11 protein-coding genes and 1 pseudogene are annotated in these 20,549 nt (G+C 42.5%); 5 read left to right on the plus strand and 7 right to left on the minus strand.

From position 1 onward, the window contains the following. Positions 1 to 6 precede the first annotated feature (6 nt). From V7K60_RS15300 to V7K60_RS15330, 7 genes and pseudogenes are all read right to left on the minus strand, one after another. Entirely contained in the window at positions 7 to 3,171 is a 3,165-nt protein-coding gene (locus tag V7K60_RS15300) for an S-layer family protein (protein WP_334926716.1), read from the minus strand. A 765-nt stretch (positions 3,172 to 3,936) separates the two neighbouring features. Next, positions 3,937 to 7,611 (minus strand): two-partner secretion domain-containing protein, encoded by a 3,675-nt coding sequence (locus tag V7K60_RS15305; protein ID WP_334926717.1) that lies wholly within the window; start codon positions 7,609 to 7,611, stop codon positions 3,937 to 3,939. A gap of 200 nt (positions 7,612 to 7,811) precedes the next feature. Further along, positions 7,812 to 9,314 (minus strand): HlyD family efflux transporter periplasmic adaptor subunit, encoded by a 1,503-nt coding sequence (locus V7K60_RS15310; RefSeq protein WP_334926718.1) that lies wholly within the window; start codon positions 9,312 to 9,314, stop codon positions 7,812 to 7,814. A gap of 55 nt (positions 9,315 to 9,369) precedes the next feature. Then, positions 9,370 to 11,589 (minus strand): peptidase domain-containing ABC transporter, encoded by a 2,220-nt coding sequence (locus V7K60_RS15315; protein ID WP_334926719.1) that lies wholly within the window; start codon positions 11,587 to 11,589, stop codon positions 9,370 to 9,372. Between the two features lie 281 nt (positions 11,590 to 11,870). Next, complete coding sequence (locus tag V7K60_RS15320) at positions 11,871 to 12,251, minus strand: hypothetical protein (RefSeq protein WP_334926720.1); 381 nt, start codon at positions 12,249 to 12,251, stop codon at positions 11,871 to 11,873. 322 nt (positions 12,252 to 12,573) lie between these two features. After that, a pseudogene (locus tag V7K60_RS15325) lies at positions 12,574 to 12,789 on the minus strand (cysteine peptidase family C39 domain-containing protein); the annotation flags it as partial. Positions 12,790 to 13,217: 428 nt separating this feature from the next. Beyond that, positions 13,218 to 13,559 carry a hypothetical protein gene (locus V7K60_RS15330; protein WP_334926722.1) on the minus strand — a complete coding sequence of 114 codons (342 nt, stop codon included), beginning with the start codon at positions 13,557 to 13,559 and terminating at the stop codon, positions 13,218 to 13,220. Between the two features lie 324 nt (positions 13,560 to 13,883). On the opposite strand from V7K60_RS15330, the gene V7K60_RS15335 reads away from it, so the two are divergent. The 5 genes from V7K60_RS15335 to V7K60_RS15355 all read left to right on the plus strand — a co-directional run bounded on the left by V7K60_RS15335 (position 13,884) and on the right by V7K60_RS15355 (position 20,157). Beyond that, complete coding sequence (locus V7K60_RS15335) at positions 13,884 to 15,065, plus strand: sigma-70 family RNA polymerase sigma factor (RefSeq protein WP_334926723.1); 1,182 nt, start codon at positions 13,884 to 13,886, stop codon at positions 15,063 to 15,065. A 75-nt stretch (positions 15,066 to 15,140) separates the two neighbouring features. Continuing rightward, the gene (locus V7K60_RS15340) at positions 15,141 to 16,292 is read left to right on the plus strand and encodes a DUF1822 family protein (protein ID WP_334926724.1); all 1,152 of its coding nucleotides are present in this window, start codon (positions 15,141 to 15,143) and stop codon (positions 16,290 to 16,292) included. A gap of 461 nt (positions 16,293 to 16,753) precedes the next feature. Next, positions 16,754 to 19,153 (plus strand): CHASE2 domain-containing protein, encoded by a 2,400-nt coding sequence (locus V7K60_RS15345; protein ID WP_334926725.1) that lies wholly within the window; start codon positions 16,754 to 16,756, stop codon positions 19,151 to 19,153. Between the two features lie 60 nt (positions 19,154 to 19,213). Next, positions 19,214 to 20,029: a DUF928 domain-containing protein gene (locus V7K60_RS15350; RefSeq protein ID WP_334926726.1), complete on the plus strand. Its 816-nt coding sequence runs from the start codon at positions 19,214 to 19,216 to the stop codon at positions 20,027 to 20,029. Then, the gene (locus V7K60_RS15355; protein ID WP_334926727.1) at positions 20,005 to 20,157 is read left to right on the plus strand and encodes a hypothetical protein; all 153 of its coding nucleotides are present in this window, start codon (positions 20,005 to 20,007) and stop codon (positions 20,155 to 20,157) included. The genes V7K60_RS15350 and V7K60_RS15355 overlap by 25 nt, the downstream gene beginning before the upstream one ends. Positions 20,158 to 20,549: the final 392 nt, after the last annotated feature.

Consider the following 20,549-nt stretch of genomic DNA (forward strand, 5'->3'; position numbering starts at 1 on the left):
AACGAATTATTGACTACAAGACATGGCAGAGGGAATAGAAGAATTTTGTGCATATTGAGCCACAAGCATAATATCACCGTTACTATCAACAATCCATCCTTGAGCCTCCACAATTGGATCGCTAGATTTGGTCATAGATGCAGTAGATAATTTATCCGTGATGGCTGTTGCTTGTGTGGGCAAATCTACCCAACCAGTAATCACTGCTCGTCCCCGCAACGGCTCGTTAGGACTTTGGGGTAATCCACCGCGTCCTGTAGCGATAAAACGACTAGCGTTTTGTCTTCCTCTGGGAGTGCAACCTTGGGCAATTTGTCGGGATGCATCCACGAGGTTAGAGGGTAGTTGAATTAAGCCGCGACTAGGGTCAGTATCTGGAGTGTTGATAGTTACCTGACCGTTTAACGTAGGACTTGTTTGGGAAATTGCCGTGATGCTACTTGGAAGCTGTTGAAGGTCGAGTTGAGCTAGGTCGTTAGTTCCCGACAGTCGCACCAAGTCTTCTCGACTCAGCACTGTTATACCAAAAATACCAGTAGCATTGATTGTGACTTTGCCACCAGAGCCTTTGAAGGCATTGGCAGTGATGTTGCTATTTTCATTGGGAACGGCGACGAGGAAAGGAGTGTTAATGGTAATGTTGCCACCATTGCCACCAGCCTGGGCAATGCCTGCGGTGCTTGAAATCAGACTTTCACGGCGCAGCAGGAAGATATCTTTTGCTGATAGGACAATATCTCCTCCGTCACCAGATGTAGTTAAAGATACAATACCACCTTCATCAAGACGGATAGAGTTTGCCTCGACTTTTACGTTGCCTGCCTTTCCTTCTCCTGATGAACTGGCACTCAGAAAACCACTATTTAAAGAAAGGGAGCCAGTTGTGATATTTATGTTACCCCCATCACCAACTGCCCCAGATTCTACACTACTAAAAGCACCACTAAACAAGCCATTACGACCTACACCAGCAAAGGTAACGGTGTCATCGGCATCAATATTGACATTGCCCGCATTTCCCTTTCCAAAAGTGCTGGCAGCCAGTTGAGCGCCATTAGTAATCGAAAGGGATGCTGTGGTGATGTTAATGTCTCCACCCCGACCCTTGCCATCATCATCTAAAGTACTGAAGGCAATAGTATCATCTCCACTCAAGGAAACGGTTTGTTGGGCATTAATTATGATATTACCTGCATTACCATCACCGTCACTACTACTAGCTAGTTGAGCGCCATTGGTAAGGGAGAGCGCTCTTGTAGTGATGCGGATGTCTCCACCCTTTCCTTCGCCTGTATTTTCTAACGTACTCAAGGCACGACTTCTATTACCATCCAAAAACACAGCATCTTTTGTATCAATTATGATACTTCCTGCATTTCCCTGTCCGAAGGTACTAGTAAGCAGTCGAGCATTATTACTGAGAGAGAGTGATTTGGCACTAATGCGGATATCTCCTCCCTGTCCTCTTCCTTTTTCTTCCACCGTGCTAAATATAGCGCTGTTATCAAAGGAAACGGTATTGCTAGCATCAATTGTGATATTACCTGCATCACCCTGCCCATAAGTGCTACTGGCTACTTCAGCGCCATTAGTAAGTGAAAGCGTCTCTGTAGTGATACTGATGTTTCCTCCCCTACCCACAGTATTAGATCCCAAAAAACTAAAAACGCCACTGGTTGAACTTTTATCTATACTTACGCCATCAAAGGAAACGCTACCACGAGCCTGGATAATTACATTGCCTGCATTACCAAGTTTTCCTAAGTTTTGATTTCTTATATTTGCTCCGTTGACTAAAGAAACTGATGCTGCATTAATGTAGATATTACCTGCATCACCTACACTCTCCGACTCTACATTGCTAAATACACCCGTGATATTAGGCTTAAGGCTGTCGAGAGCATCGAAAACAATGGCACCTTCGGTTGAAATCGTCACACTGCCCGCATTTCCCTGTCCTAAACCACTGGTACCTATGTAGGAGCCATTGATGAATGCAACCCTATCTTGAGCTTGAAGCGTTACATTTCCAGCATCTCCCTGCCCAAAGGTGCTGGTTAGTACAGTAGCTGCATTTGTAAGCGCAAATGATCCTGCCGTTATGTTAATATCTCCTCCCTTTCCAGTTGCGCCTAGCATAGCGTTAGAAATGAGGCTGCCATCTCTAAGATTAACTGCTCCTGTTGCATTGACCTCAATCTTTCCCGCCTTACTATCAGTTGAACCCAACCCCAATCCTATTCCTGCCCGCAGGCTACTTCCTCCTAAAAGCTCCAAATTTCGAGCATTGATTGCAATACTGCCACCATTGTCTGTACGAACATTTATTTGAGCGCGATTAATCAGTGATACATCTGCTCGTTGCACCTTTTGAGGAAAACTCAAACTTAGGTTATTGCCATCAACATTCAGCCCAACTGTTCCTGCACTTGCCAATCCTCCCAACTCCACTCGCCCACCAAAAGCATTTAACCTTCCGCCATCCATACTGATGTTGCCACCCACTAGCAGCAAACTTTGACCATCTGCTACACGTAAACCAAAGGCATCAAAGCCGGACTTATTGAATCCTGCTAGGGCGACTGAATTATTTTGAATCGGTGCAGCAGTAATTTGATTGAATAGTAAAGCTGAAGGATTAACTGTTAGTAATGTAGAAGGAGTCTGAGGATTAGTTGCACTAAATTCCAACCCATTGCCAAACACAAAAGAATTCGCCGTACTTGCTACAAAGGAACCCGCCACATCCAACCGTGCATTGTTCCCAAATAAAATGCCATTAGGATTGATCAAAAATAAATTTGCGCCACCATTCACCCCCAAAGTGCCAAGAATATTGGAGATATTACTTCCTGTCACCCGTGTGAGAATATTTGATATTCCTGTAGGATTGGCAAAATAAACACGTTTGGATTCTCCGACGTTGAATTCCTGGAAACTATGGAACAGGTTTGCACCACGAGTTGCTCCACCATCAATCCGGTCAGCAGCACTACCTTTAATATCGACATTGGGAGTGATTTTTGAAGAGTTATTACCCAATGTTCCATCAGGGATAATCTGGGCTAAGGCGTGATTTTCACAACAAAATATGAGATGAGCAAGCACTCCAATAATACTAAAAACTCCTAATAAATCTGAGTGCCAATTCCTATCTTTACAGGTTGTCATATCAGAACCAGCCTCGCTTGCTCATTTCCTACCTGTGAATATGCAATTTTTTTACGCCACGACTTCGAGCCACATCTTCAAGGGTTTTCAGCTAGCCGTCTTGATAGATTTTTCTAGAATTAATTTCAGCAGATATTTGAACTAGATGAGAGTAAAGTTTTTAAAACTTAAAATTAGGTTAGGACTTACGCAACGCCGATATTGTCATTGCGACCGAAACGGAGTGTAAGGAAGCAATAAGAGCATCAGGGGGGATTACTTCGCTATCACTCGTAATGACAAAATTACGTTATTTTTGCGTAAGTCCTATAGGTAATAGACATTAGGAGTGAAATTAAATATGCGTTATCCAGAACCTTTGTATAGAGGTAGCACTTCTACGTCTGTTTTTCACTTCTATGTCTAATGCTTCCCAAAAGAAAAAATTACAAAGAACTATATGTTACACTCCGTTACACATTCGTTGCCACTGATTGTTTTTATGACTTTTGGGTGTTTGCAGATAATAAAGCGCCGTTAGAGGTTGTTTAAAAAGTAGTTAGCTGTAATTTTAATCACATTATTACTCCCCTTAATCCCCCCTTTACAAGGGAGAAAACAAGAAAAATCTGGTTCCCTCACGCCACTTGCTTTAAGTCGGCAAAGCCGCCCAACGCAGTGGCTCCCCTTTGCAAAGGGAGGGTTAGGGTGGGGTAAAAAATATTTGATACATCAATCATGACTTTTCAAACATCCTCTTAGCTCCCCGACTTTTGGAGTAATGAATTATTGACTACAGGACATGGCAGAAGGAATAGAAGAACTTTGCCCAGATTGAGCCATAAGGATAACATCACCCTTATCATCAACAATCCATCCTTGAGCCTCCACAATCTGATCAGTAGATTTGGTCATAGATGCAGTAGATGATTTATCCGTGATGGCTGTTGCTTGTGCGGGCAAATCTACCCAACCAGTAATCACTGCTCGTCCCCGCAACGGTTCATTAGGACTTTGGGGTAATCCACTGCGTCCAGTGGCGATAAAACTACTGGCATTTTGTCCTCTTCTGGGAGTGCAACCTTGGGCAATTTGTTGGGATGCATCCACGAGATTAGAGGGTAGTTGAATTAAACCGCGACTGGGGTCAGTATCTGGACTGTTGATAGTTACTTCCCCACTCACTCCCAATTGTGAACTCGCTGTAATGTCGCTGTTTTCGGTTGGGCTTTTTTGCGGAAGAATACCGAAAATACCGTTTGTTGTAATGTCAACTCTACCACCAATCCCTGTAAAGGCGTTAGCGCTGATATGGCTATTTTCTTTGGGAACTGCAACGATAAATTTTGAGTTGATATTGATGTTACCACCATTGCCACCTAATTTTTCTGTACCTGCGTTGGTGGAGATTTGACTGTTGCGACGGAGTAAGAGTAAATCGCTGTTGACGTTGATGTTACCACCGTTACCGGATGCAGATTCGGCGTTGAGTTTACCTTGGTTGTCTAAGGTAATTTTGGGTGAGTTGATTTCGATGTCGCCTGTAATTCCTGAACCTGTGGAATTGACAAATAAGCCACTGTTAGCGCTGATATTTGCTACGTAATCAGGAAATTTAGCAATGCGATCGCTGTAAGTAGGGTCAATACCACTAATTATTACCTGATCATCAGCGTTGATAGTTATTTTACCTGCACGTCCATTGCTTGAGGTAGTACTGGTGAGTTGTCCACCATTGAGTGCTTCAAAGAGATTTGCATTTACCGTAATATCGCCACCCTTTTGATTATTTGTAGTACGTGCATCTAGGAAAGCGCCGTCGGAGATCCGAAAGATATTGGTGTTTACTGAGATATCACCACTAATGCCAGTGGAAGTAGAATTAGTAGATGTAAATAAACCACTAAAATCAGAAACAGTTACCGCATCTTTGACATTGATGCGAATATTCCCCGCATTCCCCACTCCTGAAGTTGAGGCAAAAAGGAAAGCGTTATTATTTAGAGAGAATGAACCAGAATCGATGGTAATGTTACCCCCATTGCCAACTGTTCCTGTGTCTACAAAGCTGTAAATCCCACTTCTAAAACCGTTTTTCTCTCCAGCAATATCAACAGCACCTGTTACCTTAACATTGACATTGCCTGCATTCCCTCTTCCTGCTGACCGGGTATCAAATGTACCCCTAGTAAAGGTTAGCAGGCTAGCACCATCAGTGAGTGACAGGGTTGCTGCATTGATGTCGATATTACCACCCTTACCCACACCTCCCGCTTCCACCGTGCTGAAGATATAAGCATTACCTGCAAGGTCAACAGCATTTTTTGCACCCACTTTCACATTCCCCCCATTCCCCTGTCCAACAGTTGAGGCAACAAGTACAGCGCCATCACTTAGAGAGAAGTCACCAGAATCAATGGTAATGTTACCCCCATTGCCAACTGTTCCTGTGTCAACAAAGCTGTAAATCCCACTGCTAAAACCGTTTTTCTCCCCAGCAATATCAACAGCACCTGTTACCTTAACATTGACATTGCCCGCATCCCCTCTTCCTGCTGGCTGGGTATCAGATGCACGACTAGTAAAGGTTTGCAGCCTAGCACCATCAGTGAGTGACAGGGTTGCTGCATTGATGTCGATATTGCCACCCTTACCCACACCTCCGTCTCCCACTACGCTGGAGATGTAAGCATTACCTGCAAGGGAAATAGCATTTTTTGCACTCACTCTCACATTCCCCGCATTCCCCTGCCCATAAGTTGAGGCAAGAAGTACAGCGCCATCACTTAGAGAGAAGTCACCGGAATCGATGGTAATATTACCCCCATTGCCAACTCCTCCTATGGACACCAAGCTCGAAATCCCACTTTTAATACCGTTTTTCTCTCCAGCAATATCAACAGTACCTGTTACTTTCACATTGACATTGCCTGCATCCCCTCTTCCTGCTGGTTGGGTATCAGATGCAAGACCAGTAAAAGTTGACAGGCTAGCGCCATCAGTGAGTGACAGGGTTGCTGCATTAATGTCAATATTGCCACCGTTACCTACAGAACCCTGCCCCACCCCGCTGTCGATGCCACTATTACCTGCAAGGGAAATAGCATTTTTTGCACGCACTGTCACATTCCCTGCATTTCCCACTCCTAAAGTTACGACATTAATTGCAGCGCCATTAGTGAGTGACAGGGTTGCTGCATTAATGTCGATATTGCCACTTTTACCGACACCTCCGGCTCCCACGATGCTGAAAATGCCATAACCATTATTACCTGCAAGGGAAATAGCATTTTTTGCACGCACTGTCACATTCCCTGCATTTCCCACTCCTAAAGTTACGACATTAATTCCAGCGTCATCACTTAGAGATAAGTTACCAGAATCAATGGTAATGTTACCCCCATTACTAAATGCTCCTTTTTCTACTAAATTGTTAATCCCGCTACCAAAGCCAGCAATTTTGATTTCTTCGGTAGCATTTAGCGTAATATCTCCTCCAATAGTCTCAGGTGTCCCCAAACCCTCCCCAATAGCAGCATTAAGGGTACTTCCGCCTAATATCTCTACATTTTGGGCATTAATCGCAATATTACCGCCACCAGCACCTTTTACATCCACACGCGCTTCATTGGTAAGCGATACATCTGCACGAGTCACATTCAGAGGAAATTTCAAGCTGAGATTATCGCCATTAAAAACAAGATTAATATTTCCAGGTGCTGCTAACCCTCCTAACTCCACTCTCCCACCAGAAGCAAATAATTTCCCACCATCCATGCTGACATTACCGCCCACTAGCAGCAAACTTTTACCATCTCCTACTCGTAAACCAAATGCATTGAAACCTGCCGAATCTATTCCTGCTGGTGCAATTGACCTGTTTTCAATTCTGCCAGTCTGAAGTTGATTGAAAAACAATGCCGAAGGATTAACTGTTAGTAATGGGGAAGGAGTCTGAGGATTAGTTGCACTAAATTCCAACCCATTGCCAAACACAAATGAATTCGCCGTACTTGCCACAAACGAACCCGCCACATCCAGCCGTGCATTCTTCCCAAATAAAATGCCATTGGGATTAATCAAAAACAAATTTGCACCACCATTCACCCCCAAAGTACCGAGAATATTCGAGACGTTACTTCCCGTCACCCGTGTAAAAATATTGGAGATTCCCGTGGAATTGGTAAAATAAACTCGCTGGGATTCTCCGATATTGAATTCCTGGAAACTATGGAACAGGTTAGCACCGCGAATTGTTCCACCATCAATGCGGTCAGCAGCACTACCTTTAATATTGATATTGCGAGTGATTCTTGAAGAGTTATTACCCAATGTTCTATCAGGGTTAATCTGGGCTAAGGCGTGATTTTCACAACAAAATATGACATGAGCAAGCACTCCAATAATACTAAACACTCCTAATAAATTTGAGTGCAAATTTTTATCTCCATAGATTGCCATGTCACAACCAGCCTCGTTTGCTCATTTCATACCTGTGAATATGCAATTCCCTTAAGCCACGGCTTTGAGCCACATCTTCAAAGGTTTTCAGCTAGTCGTCCCGATCAATTTTTCTACAATTAATTTCACCAGATATTTAAACTAGATGAAAGTAAAGTTTTTAAAACTTAAAATTAGGTAATGGTTCCCAAAATAAAAAGTTAAAAATCACTAATCAACCTCGCCTTACGGAGAAAAAATTGCAGCACAGTTTCTTCACGGGAAATAATATCAACCCTACCCTCCATACCCAATTGAATGTGACACTGGTTTTTCCCTTTACCTAAAACCAGAGTTTCCGGTTCAATAGTCACTTCATAAAAAGCACCAGTCGCAGTAGCTTTTGGACTAGTAGTCCCATTCATAGATGCATTTGTGCCATTCTTTTGAGGAGCGATCGCATCTGGAGAAATCGTCTGCACTTGACCATTCAGAGTACCATAATCTGGGTAAGGACAAGCGCTGACTCGCATTTGGACTTTTTGACCAATTTTTAACTTACTTTGCTCATCAGATGCCACCGCAGCTTTCAAAATCTGAGGTGCATCAGTGGGGACAATTTGCAATACTTCCTCGCCAGCCCGCACAGTTTGACCTGGGTTTCGCAGATTGAGTTGGGAGATGATACCATCGGCAGTAGCTGCGATCGCAGTTTGAGCTAAATCTATTTCGGCTTGTTTAAGTTCGCTAGTATCGCGTTCTAGCTGTTTTTCAGTTTCAATCTGTTGATTAACTAAGGCTTGACGTTCCTTTTCTATCGTTGCTTTGTTGCTTTCCCCTCCAGCTTTTTCTTGAGCTATCCTTTCAGTAGCAACAGTTACTTCTGTATTACTTGGATTTACGGCAACTTGGGCGCGTTGTCTTCTGGCAATGACAGCAGATACTGCTTGTTGTAACCGTTCAATTGTTTCTTTTTGCCCTTCCACTGCTGCTGCTTGCGCCTTTACCGCTTGTTCTTGCTGTTTGGCAGCTAATTGTGCTTCTTCAAATTGATCCTGGGATAGCGCCCCTTGGTTGGCTACACTCTCATATCGCTTCTGTTTTGATTGGGCTACACCCAAGGCAGCTTCAGCAGCATGGAGATTTGCTTGTGTTGTTTTTAACTGTGCTTCCCCAGCCAGTAATTCTTTCTCAGCAATTTTGACGTTGGCATTAGCTTCTTGGAGTTCGGAAACAGTGGTCAGATTTTTATCTTGATATTCGCGACGGCGGCCGCTCAATTCCGCTTGGGCGCCAGTAATAATCCGGTTGATGCGGTCAGTTTCGGCTCGAATCTGGCTATTAAGGGAACTAATCTGGGCATTGATTTGCACTAGTTGTAACTTAGATTGTTGAATACTAATTTGCAATTGGCTCTTTTTGGTTTGCAGACGGGAGTCATCGATAGTTGCGATCGCATCTCCTTTTTTGATAAGTTGATTTTCTTTGACATAAATGTGCATTACCTGACCTTCAGTCGCCGCTTGCACAATTCGCAATTCACCCGCCGGACGCACAACCGCCTGTGCTTGGACTGTAACCTTATACTTACAAATTGCAGCAAGTGGCACAGCTAATCCGAGAACGCAGAGAATAAACATGCCGCCCCATGTTGTCCAACGAGTAATTGGTGGGAGAAATTCGTTTGTTTGAATTGGGGGGAGAAAATTTGTGTTGCTAACCATGATGTCATACCAATTACAAATTAGGTTGCCGAGCGGAGCCGAGGTACGAATTATCTTAATTAATGGTGGCAGTCTTACCGTTATGATGAGCCGGGGAAGATATCAGCGCCAACCCATTATGAGAGGGAAAAATATCATCTAAAAAATCTAAATGTTCGCCAGGTAAAGAGCGCAATTCTTCTGGTGTACCTTGGATTTTTAAGCGTCCTTGTTCTAAAAATACAATTAAATCTGCCCTCTGTATTACCTTGGGACGGTGACTAATTAAAATAGTCGTTTGATTGTGACGATGGGATAAAAGTCTATCTAATACTTGTCTTTCGCTTACTGGGTCGAGTGCCCCCGTGGATTCATCTAAAATTAAGATCGGTGGCTGAGTAACTATGGCTCTGGCTATGGCTAATCTTTGGCGTTGTCCACCAGAAAGATTTGCTCCGAATTCTCCTAAAACAGTTTGATATTTATCAGGGAGTTTGCTAATAAATTCATCTGCACCTGCAATTTGACAAGCTCTGACAATTTCTTCAAAACTAATATGGGGATAGCTAAACTGGAAGTTATCAATAATAGAACGACTCCAAAAGTGGGGTTCTTGGGGAACTAATACCACTTGTTGACGCAAACATTCTAAGGATAGGTCTTGTTGATTATAAAAACCATAACGAATATTGCCAGACTCGACTTTATATAAGCCAGTCATCAATTTTGCCAGGGTACTTTTACCACAGCCAGATTTGCCAATTAAAGCAATGACTTTACCGCCAGGAATAGTTAAGGAAAAATCTTGTAGGAGGTCAACTCTACCTGCGTGATGAAAGTTAAGTTCAGTGCAAGTAATATCTGCATGACCAGGAATTTGTGCCCAAGGCTTTTTAAAATCATTTTCGGATTCTGGTGTAGCGTCAATAACTTCTGTCATGCGTTGCAGGACTATCTGGGCTGTGATAAACTCATCTACTAAGCCGATGGCAGCACCTAAGAAGCCAAGAAAGTTGCCACTCATGCCGTTATATGCCATTAATTGACCGATTGTTAAGGTGCGATTAATGACTAAATAGCTACCTATCCAAAGGATGCCAATACTAATGAAAGTAGAAAGAATACCAGTAACTGTACTGCTATACAGTCCCAATTTCATCATACTCCAGCCCAAATTGGCGAGGCGACCATAATTTCCTTGGTATTCTGACCAAGCTTGGGGAGTGGCTTGGGTAGTTTTTAATACTTGGATGCCGCGAAATGTTTCTACCAAAAAACCTTGATTTTCTGTACCTGAAACAATTAAATTTCGGGTTTTCTGGCGCATCGCGGGTAAGAAAAGCAGGTTAACACCCGTGACAATCATAAATGCAACTATGGAAGCGAGAGTTAGTTCCCAACTGTAAAAGAGCATAAAACCCAAGGAAATTACAGCAATAAAGAATTGACTGGGTAATCCCAGGACAATTTGGGAAACTAAGTTATTGATGGCTTTGACATCGGCAATGCGGCTGACAACTTCCCCACTGCGTCGTCCTTCAAAGTAGGATAGAGGTAAATGTAAGAGTTTGCGTCCGTATTCTAGAATTAGTCCTAATTGCAATCTTTGACCGAAGTGACCGATGAGGTGAGATTGGACTAAACTAATGGCGCTTCTAATTAAGTTCATGGTGATAACGCCAATGGCGACGGTGGTTAATAGTTGGGTATCACCTCGTACTAAGACATCATCGGTGAGGAGTTGCATCATGAAGGGAGATGCCAAAGAAAGCAGTCCAATGGCGATGTTAATAGCGATCGCTTGAGCGAGAATAGAGCGATAAGGCCAAACCCGTTGCAGATATCTTCCCAGACCGCCAATTTTATCTGATTCTTGTTGATAAAAACGACTGTCGTCTGGAGTCAGCAGTAACATTACGCCATTACCCCAACCCGCCATTAACTCTTGACGGGTAAGATGACGAATACCAACACCAGGGTCAGCGATGACGTATTTTTTGGCTTTTTGCCCGTATAATACGACCCAGTGGTAGCCTTTCCAGTGGATAATGGCTGGTAAAGGAGCTTGATCTAATTGGTCGATTAGTTGGGGACTGGCTTTAACTTGGCGGGCGTTGAATCCCAGTACTTCTGCACCCCGCTTTAATCCCAGCAAGGATGTTCCTCTAGAACCAGTACCTACGCCTTCTCGAACGCGGTTGAGGGTAAATGTGCGTCCGTAGTGTTTGGCAATGGTGGCTAAGGACGCTGCACCACAGTCTTCTTCACTGTGTTGAAGGACTATTTGGTATTTCATTTTCAGGTGCAATTATTTATGGGTGAAAAAATACAGTCGAGTCATTTGACTCGACTTAATTGAGCGTTTAGCTTGTCATATCATGTCCGGTTAAACACAAGTCAATTGCGAACGAAGTGAAGCAATCGCAGAGGTCTTGCGATTGCTTCGTTCCACTTTGTTGCACTCGCAATGACATATCACAAGTAATTTGCCGGACATGATATCAGTTCAGACTTGTGACTGCTTGGCTATAACTACTTTCGCTTGACTCAGAGGCTAAAAAGCAGCATCGTTAGGTATTAGGTATCAGCAAGGCCTTCTGTAGAACCAGTAGTTATGTTAGGTACAACATCAGTACCTAAGATTAAATAACCTTCACTGGTATCAAAGTTATTGTTTCCTGGAGATAGTGATATGCTTACTACTTCATAGCCAGGTCCAATCTTTTGGTCGAAGCTAACAATTGGTGGTTTTTTGAAATCATATTGCCTTTCATCATTAAAAAACAAAAAGTCCTTTCGTCCGTTAATAGTGTAGTTGACGGTAAAACCCGCTTTGTTGCCGAGACTGTAGAGAACACCACCTTCGATCACGGCTCCTTCTTCGAGAGTTAATTCGGTGAACAGTTGTTCTTGATCAACAGCAGAATTGTTAGAACGGATTTTGTCGATATTTAACATGGTTTTTCTCCTTGATTGTAATTGACTTAAATTTCTGGAAATACTTTTTCCAGACGATCTTGTTACTTGGAAGTTCAACATCAAAGTTGGCTCAATAACTATAGAATTAAGTTTTACCTCCAAGTAACAAGTCACCAATTAGGCAGTAATTAAATGCCTCATGCAGAGATAATTGGATAAATTTTCATTCCCCTTGTTCGCACATTTTTTAGTACTTACTAAGTGAATCTCTCTGCATATCACTCTATACGATGACTTTTAGTTTTTATGCACTTGGCTCAAAAAATTATTGAAAAATCTGTAAAATCCTTACGCAGCAGGAAATTAGCTTTTGGCTTGCTTTTACTTGGCGGGCATTAAATCCTAGTACTTCTGCTCCTCGCTTCAATCCCAGCAAGGATGTTCCTCTAGAACCTGTGCCTACGGCTTCTCGAACGCGGTTGAGGGTAAATGTGCGTCCGTGGTGTTTGGCAATGGTTGCAAGACTTGCAGCACCGCAGTCTTCTTCACTGTGTTGTAGAACTATCTGGTATTTCATTTTCAAGACGAATAGCAAGGGAGAAAGAGATATCGAGGCTTTCACCCCGATAGATCAGGGATGCAGTTGAAGCTTACACAAAAAGCTTAGAAAAGTTACCAATTAGGCACTAATTAAATGCCCAATACAGAGATAATTAGATAAATTATAATTCACCTTATTTACACCTTTTTTATAGTACTTAATAGGTGAACCTCTCTGCATATTACTCTTTACGACGACTTTGAGTTTTTATGCATTTAGAGCAGAACTGTTTTGAAAAATCTGGCAAATCTTTATGCATAAATAAATCGGGGCACTTGCCCCGACCTTATATTCTATTCAGCTTCTTAGCCCAGATTTTTGAGTAGTGACTCTTTGATTTCAACTAAGACAGGACAATCTAACCTTAGAACTTCAAATCAGTAAATCCACTTGAGAATTGCAGATTAAGCTACGGAATAGATATCGAAATCATATGGATTGCCAGGACTTGGGTTATCTTGGAACTCATATACTTTTCCATCAGCTAAATTGTATGTTTTGTATTGCTCGTAGCCACCTCGCTTATCACTGTCAAACTCAATAGTTCCTCCGCTGTAAGCGGTATATATCCATGTTTCATTTGCAGGCAGTGTAAATGACGTATCATCTAAGGAAAAGTTAACGTCAAATCCTACTGTGTTTTTAATGCTAAAAACTTCATAACCGCCACTAATTGTTTCAGCAGCTTGTTCGTCAAGTTCTTCAATCAAATCAAAAGATTCTAGGCAGCTTTGATTAGTTAACATGGTTTTTCTCTCTTTGTTAATTAGGTCATGCAGAGATAATTAGGTAACTTTTAAGAAGTTGCATATTTGTGGGATAATTTGTGGATATAACTATCGAAATTTTGTTCTGTATTTGACGAACTTATTCAATGATTCCGCTATTCCCTAAAGAAAGCATCTTTTTAAATGAACTTCTCTGCATATCACTCTCTACGATGACTTTTAGTTTTTATGCACTTGGATCGGAAAAATTTTGAAAAATCTGTAAAATCCTTACGCAGCAAGGAATGAACTTTTGGCTGTATGGCTGTATTATAATTGAAATCAGCTATCGGCAAGTATTCCATGCAACCCCGACAGGGCATTGTTGAAATCTTTTCTACCTTTGTGCAATTTGATGTAGACCAATTTAGTGGTTGGGCAACAGATGCCAAACTGCGACGCAGTATGAAAGTTTGCCTGGAGTCGTCAACTGAGAAATCAGATACCTTTTGGGCACTTTACTGGTATAGAGTTTGGCAGACTGAATCTAGTGTTATGGCACAAGCACATATTTCTGCTTATTTACAAGAGGTGTGCTATTGGACTGCCAGAACATTCGCCCTCAACTTTCTCACACAGTCGTCTGTAGCAGATTGTTTTCAGATGGCGATCGCTCATATTAACAAAATACTCAAAACTTTTAATCCTGAATACAGTTCGCATTTAAAAGCTTACGCACAATTAGCTTTTGAATCGATTATCAAAGATGCACTGCGCTTACAACGGGAAGCAGACATTTGCTCAGACTGGGCATTATTGCACAAACTCAGCCGCAAACGACTAGTGCAGTCATTACAAAATGCCGGATTTAACGCCGAAAGCATCGAGAGTTATGTTTTAGCCTGGGAATGCTTTAAGGAACTCTACACAGGTGACAATACAAAAATTCGTCAGCTTACCAAACCAGATGCTCGGACTTGGGAAGCTATTAGTCATCTTTATAATGCAGAACGTTTGGGCCGATTGAGTTCGCCCACTGCCGCAATCAATCAGCAAACCATAGAAACCTGGGTATTATCTGCTGCTAAAGCTGCCCGTACTTTCCTTTATCCTAAGTTTGTTTCCGCAGACGCTCCCCTCAAAGAAGATGAGGGTAATTTATTCGATATATTGCCTGTAGATTTGCAAACATCTTTACTAACGGAAATTATTGAGCAGGAAGAAGCTGTGAATATGCGATCGCAGCAAACTCAGTTAAACCAAGTTTTGTCTCAAGCGATCGCTGCACTCGATGCTAAGTCTCAAAAAGTACTACAAGCTTACTACGTTCAACAACTGACTCAACAAGAAATTGCTGCACAGTTAGAAATTAAACAATATACTGTTTCCCGTCGCCTTAGCAGCATTAAAAAGTCATTGCTTTTAACTTTAACGCAATGGAGTCAAAACACCTTGCATATTTCCCCTAAATCCGACGTAGTAGATGCCATAAACACAAGTTTAGAGGAATGGCTCAAAGTCCAATATAGCCATACCCAGATTTAATGAGCAGACAAGAAATAATTTTGTCTCTCCCTCTCTCTAATATGGTCTTTATATGGAGCCATTCTCAAATTATTTATGTTGAACCCACCTCCCCCATTCACCATTGACTCACAGCATTTATACTTGGAAATTACCCAATCTCCAAAGGAGCAAGAACAACCATACTCAACAGTTGGTGCTTGTCAACGTGGGTGGATAAATCAAAAATGCTTGCAAGCATTTTTGCCTTGGTTCCAGGAGGAAATTGCTGCCACCGCCAGGGTTTACCCTAATTGTGCGGCATTGCCGAGTTTTTGGGAAGTAGTCAATGGCACAGCTATTACTTTCGATGGCGATCGCCTTGTATTAATTCCCACCCTCGCTATGGATGACGATGAGTTACGCGTACCGCAGGAATGGGTAGATATACCAGAGTGGGTTGCTGACTATTACATAGCAGTACAAGTTAATCCCGATGATGGCTGGATGAAGATTTTTGGCTACACAACCCATCAAATTCTGAAAACAAAAGGGGTTTATGATGCTGGCGATCGCACTTACAGCTTGGAAAGTGAAGATTTAATTCCAGATATTAATGTGCTGTGGGTTACACGCCAACTTAATCGGCCAGAAGCCTTACGTGCCGAGATTGCACCTTTAGATTCTATTGCCAAAATCCAGGCAGAAAACCTCTTAGAAAGATTGGGCGATCCCGATGTGAAATTCCCGCGTTTGGCAGTTCCATTTTCACTTTGGGGTGCGCTCTTGGCACATAGCGGTTGGCGAAAAAAGTTGTATGAACTGCGTCAGGGTTTACTCATACAGTGGTCAATTCTGCAATGGTTACAGACAGGAGTAGCCAATTTAGCTCAACAGTGGGGATGGGAAAAAAGAGAATTCGTTGTTGTACCTACGGGAATGCGGAGTGCAGAACCAGTTCTTGGCTTGTCTCGGCAAATAATAATTGCAGAGCAAACATACGAGTTACGCATTTTCCCAAAAAGCGCTTCTGAGAACTATGTTTGGCGTTTTGAATTGCGAAGTACAACTCTTGATGGTCAAATTCCGGCTGGGTTTAAGCTCCGACTATTAACGGAAGATTTACAAGCTTTTGAAAATAATCAAGATACGGCAACAACTCCTGTAGATATGTTGTATTTGGAAGTAATTTTGGAACTAGGAGAAGGATTAGTTTGGGAAATAGAACCCACACCTGAAGACTATGACCGAGAAATTTTGCGGTTTTAAGTATTACCTTCAAAAATCTTCACGTTTAGCCTCTATTATTTACTCTTAAACTGAATTTAACTACACACAGCAACCAATTCGTTTAGCAACCAAGATATATATAGCAGGGTGTAAGGGCACGGCAGTGCCCATAGGTGTTAATTTAACGTGAAACCCTTGTCAAGACGTGATATTGAGTTTATTCACTTATGGTTACTCACAGCGTCACCTCACCCCGGTTTTGTCTAAAGCCAAAACCGCCCCTGCCCGATGCTTTGGGGCTACGGTGTACACACAAGTCGAATTACCCCCCTCAATCCCCCCGATGCATTGGGGGGAAGCCAGAAATCGAGTTCCCTCCCCTTGTAAAGGGGAGGGTTAGGGTAGGGTAAAGCGTATGTGGGACAAGAGTTTGAGCTTAAGTTTACACCCATCGGGTGTACCTCACATAGATACAACTCAACATCTAGGGAGAACTAGCTGTGGACAAGTTAATCATCTTAAAGTTAGGGGAGGGAAACTTTGAACAAGGGTTTACCGTGACTCTACAGATTGGCGATGAAAATGTCCGTCCGACTGTGGAAATCACAGGTGAGCTTCCCCCCAACCCAGAAATTCTCCGCGATTATCACCGTTGGCAATCTATTTATCGTAATTTAAGGTTGCCATCTCGTCCGATTGGTTTACCTAAAGAACTTAACCAAGTCCCCAGCCTAGAATACTGCCAGCAGGTGAGTGAGGAATTTAAAGTAAGTTTTAATACTTGGCTTGCTTCCGATTCCTTTCGTTCTATCCGCGAGACATTGTTAGAAAAACTCATGCTTGCGGATAATATTCGGATGCTTTTACAAACCAAAGACCTCCGATTACAGAAACTCCCCTGGCATCTTTGGGATTTGCTAGAACGCTATCCCCAGGCAGAAATAGCCCTGAGCGCTCCTGCCTACGAACAAGTCAACCTTAAGCGCATAGCAACTATATACGACAAAGTAAAAATCTTAGCGATTTTGGGTAACAGTCAAGGTATTGATACCAAAGCAGACCAGGCGCTGCTTAATTTGTTACCCAATACAGATATCACTTTTTTAGTTGAACCACAATGCCTTGATCTGACTGACCAGCTATGGGAGCAGAATTGGCAGATTCTATTTTTCGCCGGACATAGTTTCACTCAGGAAACGAATCAAACAGGAAAAATCTACATCAATCAAACAGAAAGTCTAACAATTAGCCAGTTAAAGTATGCCTTGAAAAAGGCAGTAGAACGAGGTCTACAACTAGCGATTTTCAATTCCTGTGATGGCTTGGGATTGGCATGGGAGTTTGCAGATTTACATATTCCTCAAATTATTGTGATGCGAGAGCCTGTACCAGATCGCGTGGCGCAGCAGTTTTTAAAGTATTTTTTGTCAGCCTTTGCGCGGGGAGGCTCGTTGTATTTAGCCGTCAGGGAAGCACGAGAAAGGTTACAGGGACTAGAAAACCAATTTCCCTGCGCTACATGGTTGCCTGTGATCTTTCAAAATCCGGCTGAGATGCCATTGAATTGGGGGGAATTGTTTAGAAATACACCCAATCTTCCTGCATCTTTGTCTCAAACCACGCCTGTTAGAGGAATCACAAATCGGCTTGGCTTCTCATTGATTTTACTGACGAGTATGGTAGTAACTGGAATATTAATCGGGATACGGTATTTGGGCGTGCTGCAACCATTAGAGTTAAGTGCATTTGACCAACTGGTACGTTTGCGTCCTCCTGAAAAACCAGACTCACGCCTATTGGTTGTCACTGTGACTGAAGAAGATGTGCAAGCGCAAAAACGGGAAAGACCTCAAGGTTCGTTGTCAGACAAATCACTTGCCCAACTGTTAGAAAAATTAGAGACATATCAACCACAAGTTATTGGTTTGGATATATACCGAGATTATCCAGTCGGTAAGGATTATCCAGCATTGGCAGAAAGGATGCGAAAAAGCGATCGCTTTGTGGGGGTGTGTCAACTCAGCGATTCCCAAGCCAGAAAACCAGGTGTAAAACCACCCCCAGAACTTTCTTCACAGAATCTAGGTTTTAGCGATATTGCCATAGATTCAGATAATGTCGTGCGTCGCCATCTGTTAGCGTTAACTCCTTCGCCCTCATCTCCTTGTACTGCGCCCTATGCCCTGAGTGTTCAACTTGCGCTGCGTTACCTGTACACCAAGGGAATTCGGTTGCAATTTAACTCTGATGGCGCGTGGCAATTAGGGAAGGTGACATTTAAACCAATAGAAGCTCATACCGGAGGTTATCAAGGAGTTGATGCTTTTGGACACCAAATTTTATTAAATTATCGTTCTTCTCCTTCACCAGAAGCGATACCTTCGGCAGGCTTCTCTACGAGAGGCTACGCCAACGCCAACGCACCAAGTATGACCTTACAACAAGTGCTAACGGGTAAGCTAAATGCCAATGCAGTCAAAGGCAAAATAGTAATTATTGGCACAACAGCAGAAACTTTTGGTGATTACTGGTTAACTCCCTACATCACTCCTCAAGGAAAATTACAGGCAATACCAGGAGTATTTTTACAAGCCCAGATGGTTAGTCAACTGCTCAGTGCTGCTTTGGACGGACAACCTCTGTTGTGGATTTGGCCACTTTGGGGTGAGGTAATTTGGATTTGGGGTTGGTCTTTTTTAGGCGGTTTGTTTACTGCTTATCTGCACCGATTCATTTACTTAAGCTTGGCAGGAGGAATAGCCATAATCAGTTTATACGTTAGCTGTTTTATATTTTTAATTGTATATAGCTGTTGGGTTCCCCTGATTCCTGCTATGTTGGCTTTAATAGGTAATAGTTTAATAGCTACAACTTACTTAAACATAAAATTTAAAAATTAATAATAACGCCAATTGGAAACATGAAAATCGCCATTTAGCAGGCAGTAGTTAGGAGGTTTTATGAAAAGCTATTGGCAAAAAATACAATTAATCGCTGCATTCGGAACGACTTTGTTGGGAATTATCGGCTATTCTCCAATGATTTGGATGACATCAGTTGCCGCCATTCCTAAGAAATTTTTGCCTCCTCCGCCTCCTCCAGACAGGGGTGCAGCAGGCGATCGCGGAGGAGCTGCAAGTCGTGGTTGTGGTGTTAGTAATCAGTCTGCTATTGCACTTACACCTGTATACGAAGAAACACTTAAACAAGGACAAACAGAAGCTGTTTCTGTTACTAAAGTTTGGGGCTTGACGAATCAGGAATATCCAACTTTTTGGTTTTTTGTCCCCTATCAAAAATCCCTAATTGATTCCATTGAGTTTGTTGTCAAAGATGAGTCAGGTAAACCAAGTCAAACCCTTTACCGAACAATAGTAACAATACCAGAAGTACCAGGAATTATTAGCATTCCCTTAAGTGCAAATACTTCCCCATTGCAAGTAAACAAGATGTATCACTGGTTTTTCAAGATAAAAGTTATTTGCAATCCACAACAACCCGTAGAACAGGAGTATGTAGAAGGATGGGTGCAACGGGTCAATCTAAATCCTAAATTAGTAGATAGCTTGAAGCAAGCAACTCCTCAGCAACGGGTAAACCTTTATGCCCAGAATGGTATTTGGTACGATGCCTTGACTACTTTGGCTGAATTACATCTTAGCAAACCTGAAGATCCAACTCTAGCCGTGGAGTGGATGAATTTGCTTAAATCCGTAGATTTAGAGAATTTAGCTAAACAACCTCTGATAAAATGTTGCCAAGCCAATGCAAAGTAGCACAGCAAAGCAATAGACCTCTTGCAAAAGTCGGTCAGGCAAATTCGGTTTGGGGGATTGAGAATCGTCTTCATTGGGAAGGTAGCGCTGTGGGCGGCAAAGCCCGACTTGAGGCGACTGCCGTTTAAGGATGTGATTTTTAATGAAGATCATTCGACTATACGTAAGGGTAACGCCCCTGCAAATCTATCAGTACTTGGAACGTAGGCGTTCGCGTAGCGTTCTGCAGAAAAGCCCGCCTTCTCTACGAGACGCTCTACGAACGGCATCGCACTCAATATTTGGCGCCGAAATGGTTATTCTTCCATCACCTCAGCCCAAAGATTTACCTCTAATGATATTGACAAACTCTTATCCTTTGTGAAATGAAACAGCCCTGCCTTAAAAAGGGGGGAAATATCCGGTTCTCCCCCAAGGCATCGGGGGAGTTATATCATGTTCGGTAAATTACTTATGATTAAGCCTCGATTTGAATCCACCAATGAAAACCAGTTAAGCCTTGAATCAAATCTTGCTGTTG

This window comes from Nostoc sp., from assembly GCF_036917555.1.
Classification (GTDB): Bacteria; Cyanobacteriota; Cyanobacteriia; order Cyanobacteriales; family Nostocaceae; genus Nostoc.

What these genes read in the sequence shown, in the direction of transcription:
- V7K60_RS15300 (WP_334926716.1), bottom strand. Translation starts at nt 3,171, where the DNA reads ATGACAACCTGTAAAGATAGGAATTGGCACTCAGATTTATTAGGAGTT.
- V7K60_RS15305 (WP_334926717.1), bottom strand. Translation starts at nt 7,611, where the DNA reads ATGGCAATCTATGGAGATAAAAATTTGCACTCAAATTTATTAGGAGTG.
- V7K60_RS15310 (WP_334926718.1), bottom strand. Translation starts at nt 9,314, where the DNA reads ATGGTTAGCAACACAAATTTTCTCCCCCCAATTCAAACAAACGAATTT.
- V7K60_RS15315 (WP_334926719.1), bottom strand. Translation starts at nt 11,589, where the DNA reads ATGAAATACCAAATAGTCCTTCAACACAGTGAAGAAGACTGTGGTGCA.
- V7K60_RS15320 (WP_334926720.1), bottom strand. Translation starts at nt 12,251, where the DNA reads ATGTTAAATATCGACAAAATCCGTTCTAACAATTCTGCTGTTGATCAA.
- V7K60_RS15330 (WP_334926722.1), bottom strand. Translation starts at nt 13,559, where the DNA reads ATGTTAACTAATCAAAGCTGCCTAGAATCTTTTGATTTGATTGAAGAA.
- V7K60_RS15335 (WP_334926723.1), top strand. Translation starts at nt 13,884, where the DNA reads ATGCAACCCCGACAGGGCATTGTTGAAATCTTTTCTACCTTTGTGCAA.
- V7K60_RS15340 (WP_334926724.1), top strand. Translation starts at nt 15,141, where the DNA reads ATGTTGAACCCACCTCCCCCATTCACCATTGACTCACAGCATTTATAC.
- V7K60_RS15350 (WP_334926726.1), top strand. Translation starts at nt 19,214, where the DNA reads ATGAAAAGCTATTGGCAAAAAATACAATTAATCGCTGCATTCGGAACG.
- V7K60_RS15355 (WP_334926727.1), top strand. Translation starts at nt 20,005, where the DNA reads ATGTTGCCAAGCCAATGCAAAGTAGCACAGCAAAGCAATAGACCTCTT.